Source organism: Streptomyces sp. NPDC054849, assembly GCF_053610945.1.
On sequence record NZ_JBSGZI010000045.1, the window covers coordinates 1 to 12561 of the forward strand.

7 protein-coding genes and 1 pseudogene are annotated in these 12561 nt (G+C 69.2%); 5 read left to right on the forward strand and 3 right to left on the reverse strand.

Annotated features, from left to right (window positions below; all coding sequences use genetic code 11):
- Positions 1 to 103: 103 nt before the first annotated feature.
- Positions 104 to 636, reverse strand: a pseudogene (locus ACWGIF_RS20455) (IS5 family transposase); the annotation flags it as partial.
- Between the two features lie 489 nt (positions 637 to 1125).
- Here ACWGIF_RS20455 and ACWGIF_RS20460 point away from each other — a divergent pair.
- The 3 genes from ACWGIF_RS20460 (at position 1126) to ACWGIF_RS20470 (ending at position 6096) form a co-directional block, all read left to right on the forward strand.
- Complete coding sequence (locus ACWGIF_RS20460; RefSeq protein WP_453499271.1) at positions 1126 to 2808, forward strand: protein kinase domain-containing protein; 1683 nt, start codon at positions 1126 to 1128, stop codon at positions 2806 to 2808.
- Positions 2809 to 3893: 1085 nt separating this feature from the next.
- The gene (locus ACWGIF_RS20465) at positions 3894 to 4520 is read left to right on the forward strand and encodes a DUF4190 domain-containing protein (RefSeq protein WP_453499273.1); all 627 of its coding nucleotides are present in this window, start codon (positions 3894 to 3896) and stop codon (positions 4518 to 4520) included.
- A 1051-nt stretch (positions 4521 to 5571) separates the two neighbouring features.
- On the forward strand, positions 5572 to 6096 hold the full coding sequence (locus ACWGIF_RS20470; protein ID WP_453499275.1) for a hypothetical protein: 525 nt from the start codon (positions 5572 to 5574) through the stop codon (positions 6094 to 6096).
- A gap of 243 nt (positions 6097 to 6339) precedes the next feature.
- On the opposite strand, the gene ACWGIF_RS20475 is transcribed toward ACWGIF_RS20470, so the two are convergent.
- Together ACWGIF_RS20475 and ACWGIF_RS20480 are read right to left on the reverse strand one after the other, a co-directional pair.
- The gene (locus tag ACWGIF_RS20475; protein ID WP_453499277.1) at positions 6340 to 7176 is read right to left on the reverse strand and encodes a hypothetical protein; all 837 of its coding nucleotides are present in this window, start codon (positions 7174 to 7176) and stop codon (positions 6340 to 6342) included.
- Between the two features lie 189 nt (positions 7177 to 7365).
- A complete protein-coding gene (locus tag ACWGIF_RS20480) occupies positions 7366 to 7722 on the reverse strand; it encodes a hypothetical protein (protein WP_453499279.1) in 357 nt (118 codons plus the stop codon).
- On the opposite strand from ACWGIF_RS20480, the gene ACWGIF_RS20485 reads away from it, so the two are divergent.
- Both ACWGIF_RS20485 and ACWGIF_RS20490 read left to right on the forward strand, forming a co-directional pair.
- Positions 7715 to 8791, forward strand: coding sequence for a ferritin-like domain-containing protein (locus ACWGIF_RS20485; protein WP_453499281.1), 1077 nt, complete (start codon positions 7715 to 7717; stop codon positions 8789 to 8791). The two genes, ACWGIF_RS20480 and ACWGIF_RS20485, sit on opposite strands and share 8 nt — an antisense overlap.
- 1003 nt (positions 8792 to 9794) lie before the next feature.
- Positions 9795 to 12098, forward strand: a complete 2304-nt coding sequence (locus tag ACWGIF_RS20490) for a DUF6777 domain-containing protein (RefSeq protein WP_453499283.1) — start codon at positions 9795 to 9797, stop codon at positions 12096 to 12098.
- Positions 12099 to 12561 lie beyond the last annotated feature (463 nt).

A 12561-nucleotide genomic window follows, 5' to 3' on the forward strand; every position in this document is an offset into this window, starting at 1 on the left:
GGAACGACGCGACGACATCCACGAGGCCTTCCTCGGCCTCGCCACCTGCCTCATCACCCACCGCCACGTCCAACGCCTTTGTTAGGACCCCTAAGGCGTCATCTCATTTGGCAAGTCTGCGGTAGCAGATGAGGGTGCAGGCGATGCTGGTGAAGGCAAGGAAATGCTCGGCTTTGCGCTCGTAGCGACGGTGGAGACGGCGGCAGCCGGCGAGCCAGGCCATGGTGCGTTCGATGGTCCAGCGGTGTCGGCCCAGTCGCTGCGAGGACTCGATGCCCTTGCGGGCTATGCGGTGCTTGATCCCGCGTCCACGTAACCATTTCCGCAGGTGGGCGTAGTCGTAGCCCTTGTCTGCATGGAGCTTGCCGGGCTTGCGCCGTCGGCGCCCGCGACTCGAGCGGATGGGCGGTATGCCACGGACGAGGGGCTCAAGGGCCTGGCCGTCATGCAGGTTCGCGCCCGAGATTCCGACGGACAGGGGCAGACCGGTCCGCTCCGTGATCAAGTGGGTCTTCGAGCCGTACTTGCCCCTGTCGACACGATTCGGGCCTGTCAGGTCCCCCTTTTCAGGGCCCGCATGTTGACCGAGTCGATCGCGCAGCGGGACCAGTCCCGATCGCCACGGGCGCCAAGCTCTCGCCTGGGCACTGACATGCCTACCGCCGCTCGGCATGGCAGCCCTTGACTGAACCACTTCGGCCTGCGTCCCCGGACACGACGCTCAGCGGTCCCACCTTGTCAAGATCAATCTCACCGATAACCGCTGTACCGATGTTCCAACCGCCGCCACTCGATCACCAGAACGGCCGGGCAACCACTCCTCGATCGTCACGTGTCGGCAAGGAGGCGCGCCGCCGCTTCAGCGAAGAGGGCGAGAAGTCAGCTCAGCCGTCACCAGGCTGATTGAGGAGTGTTCCGACCGCTCAGCTCACCGAGTCTGCCTGGGTGTCTCCGCTTGTTGGTTGGCAGCTGCAGCAGGGCGTCGTCGGCTGGGCATGGACTCTACGACACAGGTTTCCCATGTACCCGCATTCTTCATAGATGATCCTAGTGTGTGGCCATACAGGTTAGGATCTCCGCCCGGCCGTGGTGTCCGCACCGCTCCGGACTGCAGGGAAGGCACGCATGACGGGCACGGATGACGCCGCTGGCCGGGTGATCGCCGGGCGGTACCGCCTGCAGCGCAAGCTTGGAGCCGGCGGCATGGGACGGGTCTGGTCTGCCCACGATCAGGAACTGGTCTGCGATGTCGCCCTCAAGGAGATCTTCGTCCCGCCCGACACCCCCAAGAAGGAACTGGAAGGCCGCATCGCCAGAGCCCGGGTCGAGGCAAGGCACACTGCCCGGCTGCGCAGCAATCCTCACGTGGTGACGGTGTATGACGTCATCGAGGACGGCGGCCTTCCTTGGATTGTCATGGAGAACGTACCCGGCGCGCGAGACCTCGGGGAGGTGGTACGCGAGGGCGGCCCCCTGTCGCCGGTGGCGTGCGCCCGGATTGGGCTGGCTGTGCTCGATGCACTCAGCGCAGGCCACCAGCTCGGCATCGTGCATCGGGACGTCAAACCTGCCAACATTCTGCTGACTGGTTCCGTGACCAATCACTCGGCCGCCGAGGACGTCGGGCGCGTCATGCTGGCTGACTACGGAATTTCGCTGCAACAAGACTCTGACGAGCCTCGGCTGACCTCGCCCTCCGGGATCATCGGAACCCCCCAGTACATCGCCCCGGAACGAGCCCACGGGTCGCCGCCAACAGCAGCCTCAGATATGTTCTCGCTCGGTGCCACTCTGTACTTTGCGGTCGAAGGCCAGGGTCCATTCAGCCGCGACACTGATGTGGCCACCCTTACAGCACTTCTCTTCGAAGAACCCGCGCTGCCACGCCGAGCTGCGGGTCTGACACCCACTCTGCTGGGGTTGCTCTCGAAGGACCCGGGACAGCGGCTCAGTGGGGACGCGGCAATCCACCAGCTCGCTCAATTCGGCACTGAGGCGCGACCTCCATCTTCACAGCGTCCGCATGCGCCCACTGTTCGGGTCTCCCCAACGCCCGACCAGCCCCCGACACAAGAGGCGCCATCCACCCCACAGCAGCAGCCTTCACTCTCCCCGCCAACCGCGCGGGAGACCGGAGAGCACCGAGCCGAACAGACCTTGAAGACACATTTGGACGGCTTCGGTGCACCGACACGACGCCTGCCCCCCAAGGCACGTTGGGGTATCGCCATGGTAGGTGCAGCCACGCTGCTGGCAGGTGTTCTCCTCTGGGTGACGCTCTCCTCCCAGGAACCTCCGCAAGGCCTGTCGGCAGATGCTGAGAGCCCAGCCCCCAGCAGATCAGACAGCAGCGACACAGTGAACGACTGGGCGAAGAGGTTCTGCGACCAGGCCCAGCCTCAGTGGCAGAAAATCTCCGACGCCAACGAGGCCATTCGCCAGCAGAGCACCGAAGACAGCACGCCAGAAGCCGTCCAGAAGGCCGACTCTCAGGCCTTCCAACAGATCTCGGCCGCCTACAAGGCACTTGGCGCCGCTCTCCAGAGTTCAGGCGCTCCGCCCGTCAAGGAGGGGGCGACGACTCAGCAGAACACTGTCAAGGCGTACGAGAACACCGCCACCTCCTATGCGAACCTGAAGAAGCAGACTGACGAACTCGACGTCGCAGACCAGGCAAAGTTCGCCGACGGCCTCAAAGACATCGCGCAACAGCTGGACAAGATCGACACGTCGGTGAACGCAGCCCAGCAGAAGCTCAATTCCGGGGAAACCGGCGAAGCGATGGCTGCCCAGCCGGGCTGCCAGTAGCACCGCTCGCTGACGCCCGCCTGGCGCCCCCTGCGGGCCGCGTGGAAGCTCTACTCAACCGTGACATCGACGCAGGGCATCCCTGGCATGGCGGGGCCTGCCGGGAGAGCGGTCCGACAGCGTCTCGCGTCGTCAGCCGGACGTCGCCTCAAGGCATGACTTCGATCCGTTCCGTGATGTGTAGGGCGGTTATCAACGCAGCAAGAGCGCATGGGCACCCCGCGCCCGACCGCGCCGGGGTGCGCTGCTGTCCGGCGGCCACGGAATGAGGACGTCCCCGCCGGGGGGGCTCGGCTACGACCGGTCTCGGGCTACGGGACGTGCGGGCAGCCGCCACCCCTGAAGGGGGGCCTTCATGTTCCATGCCGAACACGCTGAATGGGGACAGGTTCACGCATGCTTGCCGGATTCAGGGTGCGGGATGACCTGGGCGGACGTCTGCAAGGTGAAGCCGTCGCGGCTGAAGTGCAGGGGCTGCGGCTGGCCGAAACACGCTCGGTTATCGCGGCCGAGGGTACGGCACTTCGCGCGCCAGCCCGGCGCGCCGGAGGAGTGCCCGGTGGGGGAGGAGTCGCCGGATTACCTCTACCTGAAGGGGTGTCTGCTGACGGCGGCGCAGGAGGCCGGCGCGGTCTCCGAGGCCGAGGTGCCCGGTCCGGAGGGGGGTATGACAAGGCCGCGGCGCAGTAGCCGCAAGCGGCCCCGCCCCTGAACACCCCGGCGCTGTCTGACGCGGTCCAGCACGCCATCACCAATGCGGCGGCCGCTTCCGCCGCCCGGCGCACGTACGAGCGGCCATCCGCTTGGACTCGAACGTGTATGCGGTTCGAGCCGGTGTCCGCAGGCGCTCCCCCGGGTGCCGGACGTAGCGTAGAAGGGCAAAAGCCACCGGCCGGCTGTTCGTTGCGTTTCATCCTCTGCGCAAGGAGGGTCCGCGCATGTCCAGACCTCCGCAACCACCGTCTTCCCCCGAGCCCGATCCGCAGTGGGGGCCGTACGGACGGCCGGGGCAGCCCGGTCCGTACGGCGGGCCGCAGGGGTGGAACGCGCCGCCACAGGGACCGTTGCCGTCGCAGAAGACCAACGTGCTGGCCATCGTGGCGTTCGTCCTGTCGCTCACCTGCATCCCGCTCGTCGCGCTGATCCTCGGCTTCATCGCCCTCAAACAGATCCGCGAGCGCGGCGAGCAGGGCAAGGGACTGGCCGTCGCGGCCATCGCCATCAACGGTGCGGCCATGCTGCTCGCGCTGACCGTCGGGGTCACCGGTGTGCTCGTGGACGGCCCAGAGCGCGACAGCAGTGGCAAGGTGACCGAAACGGGCACCAGCGAAGTGGCGGACATCCGCGCCGGGGACTGCTTCAACACGGATGACAGCCTGAAGGATTACGACAAGGAAGAGGCAGAGGCCGCCTTCTCGGTGACCATCGTGCCCTGCGAGCAGGCCCATGAGGCGGAGGCATACGCCCTCTTCCAACTGGAAGAGGGGCCGTACCCGGGCAAGGAGAAGATCATCTCGATTGCCAACGAGAGGTGCGGAGGCACGACGCTCAACGACTACGTGGGCGGCGCCGCGAAGATACCGTCGAACCTGGAGTATTACTACTACTACCCGCGGTCCGGCCACTGGGACGCCGGCGACCGAGGTGTCACCTGCTTCCTGGGCTACCCCGACGGCACGAGCACCGGCTCGGTCCGCGCCACCGGTTCCTGAGCCGCCTCAGCCAGGATCCGCGCACCGGGCTGACCGGTCATGCGGGCGATGGTCTCGAAAACACAACTCACGCCCCAGGGAAGCAAGTCACGCCTTGGCTGAGATCCGCTGTTCGTCGAGGAGCGGCACAGCCCGCGTTGGACCTGTCCCGGACCCCTGCGCGTCCCATTCCGCCATTCGGGCCCTGGACGGCTCCGCCGGCTGTGAGGGAACTGCCATCTGCCCCGGCCGGGGCGCTGGTTCGCCCCGTCCGTTCCCGCCCGCGCTGTTCCAGCGCTTCAAAGTCAGCGCCTGGACTGGCTGGGGACCTGATTGGGGGTCTGGCAGGCTTCGCAGTGTGAATCATGAGACGAAGGATTCGCTTACCGCAGCAGGTGGAGCGACACGGCAGACGCCCTCGCGCCCGGTCGACGTAGTGGGACTGGTACCTGGCCTTGCGGTGTGGGCTCGCGACACCGTCGTGGGATCTGCCGGAAGACCTGAGCGAGGCGTGGCGAGAGGACTTCTACCGGCTAGAGGAGGTCGCCCCGCAGCTGTCGTACGCGAGCCACTTCGCCGAGGCACCGGGTACGAAACTCGTTGGTTACCCGTCGTGGTTCACCGCACCGGGCGCAGTCGACTGCGAGGGATGCGGTCGGCCGATGGACCACCTGCTCACCATAGCCAGCGATGAATACGACGGTGTTTCGTGGCGCACCTGGCTTCCCGTAGAGGACCGGGATCCGGACGGAGTCCGGTCCGTACCCTCTGACCCCACCGGCCTCGACATCGGCGGTGGGGGCGCGGTGTACGTCCTCGAGTGCCGGTCCTGTCCGGACCGCCCCTTCACGCACTGGTACGACTCGAGCTGACCTGCGTGCAGCCCCGCCCTTCGCACAGCGGCCGTCAGCCGGGGTCACAGAGCCGATGGTGTCCTGAGCACAGAGTCGGCCAGTCGGGCCAACTACGAGGGTCTGACCGCTCTTCCGTGGCGACTACGCCGGGAGGACGGCCGCGTCCAGACCGGGCAAGCGCCTGAGCAGCACCGGATCTGTGCTCATATCCTGAGCTGATGTACGAGGCCCCCGCCGCTCTGGCGACCGCCCGCTGGCCGCTCGCCGCGTCCGCGGAGACCGACTGGCTGAGGGAACTGGCCGCCGAGGACGGGCTCACCGGGTTCATGCCGCCGGCGCTGCCCGACGCGGCCTGGGTACTCCACGCCATGTACGAACACGGACTCGTACCCTTCGACATGTCGTACGTCGCGTACCAGCGCAAGACGGTCCGGCGCTACCGGAACAAGGACCTGGCCGGGCTCCTCGCCTCGGCGCAGGACCGCGGGCATGGCGTTCTCGACACGTTCATCGAGCATGTGCAGCAACGCTTCCTGGCGGGCTGCACCAGTTCGATGCAGCTCTATCGGCAGTTGCTCGCCCTCGGCTACACCGGCGGATACCACGTGGTGGAGGGGTCAGGATGCGCCCAGGTTCCCTGGACGACCGGCTCCAGGAGCTGGCGGAGCGCGCCGGAGTCCCGTACATCGACGGGAAGAAGGTCACCTCGCACTCCTGGCGGGCCGGAGCCAACGCCGACATGATCGAGGCCGGTGTCCCGCTCGTCGAGCGCAACGGCCACCGAGGTGGCCCCGGCCACCGGTTCGTCGAGGGGCGGTCCATCCGGAGTCAGATCCTCCGCGCTCAGACGCCCGGGGGCGCCGAAGTCCACGTGCGCGGCGCGGATCGCGGCCAGGCGTCCGGTCTCGGCCCATCGGCGGACGGTCTCGGGGTTCTCACGGAGCATCTGGGGCCTGTTTTGTGGAGTACGACGGCCCGCCCGCTTTTCAGCCTGAAGGGCCGTGCGGATCAGCGGGGTCGGGAGCGGCCCGGTCCTGCGACTGCAGCGACTTCGTCAGGAGCGAGCCCGCGACGATCAGGGCGACGCCCAGCCACCACATGTCGTCGAAGATGAGAACGGCGATTCCGATCGGCACCAGCAACCCGGCCAGCGGCAGCAGGAGTCCTGCCAGGCGGGGCGGTTCGGGGCCCTGCCCGGTCGCCTTTCGGATGGCACGGGCCCGAACGACATCCGGATACCAGGCGGTGAACTTCAAGGCCGCGACGATCGCCAGGATCTGGATGATCCAGCCGGTCCAGATGTTGTTCGGGTTGTGCAGGACCAAGTCCCCGTACGCGCCGGCGAGGGCCGCCACCACGAAGGCGAGCCCCCACACCCCCGTGATCACGTAGTTGGTGCGGAGGAAGGCCGGCGTGTTCCAGAGGGCCGGATCGGCCTGCTCGCGGGCGTACTGGAGGGTGAACGGCATCCTGACGGCCATGGAACCGAAGGCGATCACGGCGAGGGTGACGTTCGCGACCTCACCGGCGTACGTCTCCAGCCAGTGCAGGGTGCCTTCGCTCGCCAGCGCCCCGATGACGGCCAGCGCGGCGAAGAACACCACGTCGGCCAGCTCCAGCAGTTTCCAGGAAGTGCCCCGGTTGACCAGGCGGCTCAGCACGATCAGGGTGACGGCTGCCGCCAGGGCGATGGCGACGGCGATCTCGAACCGGCCCGGTCCGACCAGGAGCGAGAAGACGATCCACGGCGCCATACCGACGACCGGGTTCTCCAGGAATCCGGACACCCGGCCGGCGGCCGTGCCGTATGGCTTGGTCCGCACCCCTCCATCGTGCGCGGCCGCCGGTTGACCGGCCATTCGGCGCGGGGAGCGGTCGTAACGGCCGTCGTCGCCGTCGTCGCCGCGGTCGCCGCGGTCGGCGGACGTCGGACGGCTGCGGCGCGTGCGCCGAAGCATCCGGGACCAGGAGTCCCGGGTTCCTGGCCGGCCACTCGCCACCGGTCACGGCCCCTACACATCGCGGCGGACTCCTGAGCAGATCAGGACGTGTCCGGTGCTCTGCAAGACGGTGACCGGGTCGGCGAGGTGCGACCGGCCGGAGGGGTGCAGGTCGACGAGCCGACGCCGGTCCGGTGACGTAGCGTGGAAGGCGCCTGCCAGGCGCTCGGCCGTGCTCTCGAACGCACTCCGGGAGCGGCAGACCCCCACCTCGGCCTCCACCTTCCCCACTGCGTCCTGCGTGCTGCGCCCCGCGGGTCCTGCGGGTCCTGCGGCGGGCCTGCGGCGGACTGCGGACTGCGGGCAGCCGGCCACCGGGTTGCCGGGCACCGGAAGGAAGGCGCACGGAAGGAGATCCTTCGTGACCACGCTTCTCGCATACCGCAGCAACAGGATCGTCGAATTGATGGCCGAGCCGGCCCAAGGCCGCGGCGGCGACTGGCTGAAGGACGCGCTGCAGCAGGCCATCATGCTGGAACTCGCCACGCTTCCGCCCTACTTGTGCGGTGTGTGGTCGATCAAGGACTCGTCCGAAGGTGAGGGCGAGGTCGCAGCCGAGGCGATTCGGCGCATCGTCTTCGACGAGATGTCGCACCTGGGCCTCGCCTGCAATCTGCTCACCACCATCGGGGGAGTGCCCCGCCTCGCCGACGAGCGCACGGTGCCGAAGTACCCCGGCCCGCTGCCCGGCGGAGTACGACCCGAGCTGTCCGTCTTCCTCAGCGGACTGACGAAGCAGTCGTTGGACCTGTACGCGCGGATCGAGGAACCCGACGCTCCGGTCGCGGACACCGAGGGCGGTACGCACACCTCGATCGGAGCCTTCTACACGGCGATCCTCGACGCGTTCCGGCAGCACGAGGGGCTGATCACCGGCGCCCGGCAGCTGAAACGGCGCATGATGCACCACGGCACCGGCAACAGCATCGAGCCGCTCACCACGCTCGCGGCCGTCGAGAAGGCCATCGGCATCATCAAGGAGCAGGGCGAGGGCACGTCCGGGTCACCGGAGAACCCCCACCCCGGGGAGGACGGCGAGCTCGCCCACTACTACGTCTTCCGGGAGCTCTTCCTCGGCCGCAAGCTGATCAAGACCTCCGAGGACCCGGAGACGTGGGCCTTCGAAGGCGCAGACATCCCCATGCCGGCGGCCCTTCCCATGGCCACCGTCCCGCTCGGCGGCTGGGAGGCGGCGGGCCCGGTCGACGCCGACACCAGGCGACTGCTCGGCGACGTCAACCGCGCGTACAGCCAGATGCTGCGGTTCCTCGAAACGGCCTGGCAGACGGATTTCCCGTCCGAGGCGAGCGATCTGCTGGGCGAGGCCGTAGGCCAGATGTTCGAGCTCAAGGAACCGGCGCGGATGCTGATGGAGCGACAGCTACCGGATGGCAGCGGCAGGACCTACGGCCCGGAATTCCGGTACATCGACGCCTGAGACGCCGTTTCTCGCGGCGCTCCGCGTATCGTCCAGAACCCACGGCAGCCGCGATGTCGCCTGGGTGACCGCCACCATCGTGGCGGTCACCCAGCGGTGCGGAAGCAGAGGGGACACGATCCCGCACGGCTGGAAGACTCCGGCCGTGTTGCGGTCCGAGCCCGGGATCCCCGCGCTGATCCGTGAGCTTCCGGAGGCCGCGGGGTGGTTCGACCAGCCCGTCTCCGACTCCGTCTATGCATGGACACGGACACCTGGGAGGCGCGAGCCACGAGCAGGCAGGCCATCGCGCTGACGACAGCGTGTCCTGCATGTCCTGCATGTCCTGCATGTCCTGCATGTCTTGCGTGTCATGCGCGGCCTGCTCGGGCAGCCGCGTGCAGCCGACCCGGGCTGCGGCGATCGGTCCGAAGCGGGGCCGAATCCGGCCGGCGAGGCCACTGCCGCCTGTCAAGTCCCGAATGTTCGCAACATGACGCGTACCGAGGCCAAGGGCTTACTCAAGACGTGGGCCCACGCACAGCAAGTGGCCCCACCCGCGTCGACTCGTGAAGAGACGGCCCGTCCGGCCGCCTCTTCACCCTTTCTCGCGGGAGCGGAATTTCCACTGATTCCGCCTCTGACACGTGGAGGCCGTAGTTGCCATAGGGAGCCAGAGCATGCGCATCACCGTTGTTGTCCCGATGTCCTGCGTCGGGGGGAGAGTGTCGTGAATTCCCTCCCTCCGCCGTCCGAGCGCCCCACCGGCCCCCCGGCCGGTCCGCTGTCCGGTCGGCCGACGAACGAGCAGACCGCGCCCCTACCGGCGCCCCCGCCACCCCCGCCTCCTCCGCCACCGGCGCCTCCGCCCCCGCCCGGGCCCACGGGCCCGCCGGCCGGCATCGGCAGGCCGGGCAAGCCGGGCAAGCCGGGCAAGCCGGGCAAGCCGGGCCGTCGCGGCAGAGGGGCGGCTTCGGGGTGGCGGTCGCGCAGAAACCTGCTGAGCGCAAGCATCGCCGTGGTCATGGCGACGGCCGTGGTCTTCGGCTTCACCGTCGGCGGGGACGACGCAGCAGGCGGGGAGGTCTTCCTCCAGGCCGCCTCGGCGGCCGGCCCCGATCCGTTCACCCCGTCGACGGCGACGCCGACGGAGTCCGAGGCCGTCGCAGCCCCGCCCACCACCGAGGACAAGGCGAAGGACGGCGCAAGCGGAACGCGCACCATCGAGGTCGACGGCGCGCACCCGGGTCTGTACGGGGGCACGCGGAACGTCGCGAGCTGCGACGTCGAGAAGCAGATCGGGTTTCTCACGCGGCACCCGGACAAGGGGAAGGCCTTCGCCGCCCCCCTGCACATCAGGCAGCCCGACATCCCCTCGTACCTACGGTCCCTGACGCCCGTTCGGCTGGGCTGGGACACCCGGGTCACCAACTACGGGTACAAGAACGGCGCGCCCACCGACAACCAGGCGGTCCTGCAGGCCGGCACGTCCGTCCTGGTCGACGACCACGGCGTACCTCGCGTCCGCTGCGCCTGCGGCAACCCCCTGGCCCCGCCCGTCGCCGTCCAGGGCGGGCAGACGTACAGGGGCGAGGCGTGGCCGTCGTTCGAGTCGTCCGACCGTGTTGCGGTCACACCTGCCGAGAAGCCGGTGGAGACCGTCACGATGTTCGACCAGGACCGCAAGGGCTGGTACGCCCGCCCCAGCGGCGACGTGCAGGGCCGGCACGACCGCGAGATCCCTCCGCCGAAGGGTCACACACCCGACGCGCCGTATCCGTCCCTGCCCTCGCCCCAGCCGGGATCAGCGGAGAAGCCTCCCGACGGGGAGCAGGGCGGGGAACACGGCAAGCCCCAGGACACGAGGCAGGACCCGGTCGGGCCCTCAGCCGAGGCCCCGGGGAACGCGCCGGGCGAGGACCCTGAAAACAGCAGGCCGGTCCAAGACCCAGGCATGGACTCCGGCAGCAAGCCGGACCAGGGCCCGGGCAAGGACTCCGGCAGCAAGCCGGACCAGGGCCCGGGCGACTCCGGCACCAATCCAGGTCAGGAGCAGGGCAACAAGCCGGATCAAGGCCCCGGCAAGGACTCCGGCAGCAAGCCGGACCAGGGCCCCGGTAAGGACCCTGGCGCCAAGCCGGGTCAGGACCCGGCCAACAAGTCCGACGAAAGCCCGGGTAAGGCCCCTGGCGATAAGCCGGACCAGGGCCCGGACGAGGGCCCGGGCAAGGGCTCCGGCGCCAAGCCCGGTCAGGACCCGGGCAAGAAGCCGGATCAAGGTCCTGGAAAGGACTCCGGGGATAAGCCGGGCCAGGGCGGGGGAAAGGATCCCGGCGATGGGCCGGGTTCAGCCCCGGGTTCGGGCTCTGGTGGCAAGTCGGGCCAGGACCCCGGGAGCGACTCCGGCACCAAGCCAGGTCAGGACCCTGGGAAGGACTCCGGTGGCGAGTCGGGTCAGGACCCGGGCAACAAGCCGGGTCAAGATCCTTTGAAGGACTCCGGGGACAAGCCGGGTCAGGACGCCGGAGGTGACTCCGGCACCAGGCCGGGCGAGGAGGGCGGCCAGGGCGGGGGAAAGGATCCTGGCGACAAGCCGGGGCAGGACCCCGGTTCGGGTTCTGGCGATAAGCCGGGTCAGGCACCGGGGTCGGGCTCGGGTGGCAAGCCGGGACACGACCCTGGGAGCGACTCCGACATCAAGCCAGGTCAGGACCCTGGGAAGGACCCCGGTGGCAGGTCGGGTCAGGACCCGGGCAACAAGCCGGATCAAGGCCCGGGGAAGCACTCCGGGGACACGCCGGGCCAGGGCGGGGGAAGGGATCCTGGCGAGAACCCGACCCCGGGTCAGGACCCGGGTTCGGGTTCTGGCGACAAGCCGGGGCAGGCCCCTGGTTCGGGCTCTGGGGGCAAGCCGGGCCGGGATTCCGGGAGCGACTCCGGCACCAAGCAGGGCAATGAGCAGGGGCAGGCCCCGGGGTCGGGTGCCGGCGGCAAGGCGGGTCAGGGGCCGGGCCAAGGCACCGGAAACGAGCCGGATCAAGGTCCGGGGAAGGACCCGGGCCGGCACGCCGGGAGTGACTCCGGCACCAACCCGGGCAACGAGCCGGGCCACGATGCGGATACGGACCCAGGTAAGGAGGGGCACAAGCCGGGCGGCACGCCGGACAAGGACCCGGGCTCGACCCCCGGTGACTCGCAAGACCAGAACCCTGGGAAGGGCCCGGGCCAGGACACCGGTAACGCGCCAGACCAGGACTCCCGCCAGAGCACCGGTAACACGTCCGGCAACACGACAGCGGCCGTCTGGGGTCGGCGGGAAGGCTGCTGAGGAAGCCGCCCACGCGGGCCGCCCAGGCCCACCGCCCGCGCCACCTCCACCAGGCGGACGACCACGCTCCGCCACCGCGGCTGGGCCGAAGCCCGGGGTTCACCTCTCTCGCCGATGACCGCCCCGGGTGGCCCCAGCGCTGCCGCCCGGGGCGGATCGGCTGACCTCCCGTCCGGGCAGGCCGGGGTCGGGCGCCGGGCGGGGACCGCGTGCTCGCGAAGGAAGGTGCGGCCGCGCGTTCCACACGATCGTCGCCTTACGCGGCTCCGCGGTCGTGCGGTGAAGAGCCGGCTGGGTCCCGGCCGCGCTGAAGGTGGTCGCCGTGACCGGTGCGACGGGACGGGTTGCGCAAGCGCCGCACCCGACCGCGCCGACGGCACGGCGGCGTGACACGCACGGCAGCGCCGCGACCGGCCGGCCGTCACGGATGAGACCCCGCCCGGCGTACGCGACCACTGGGCCG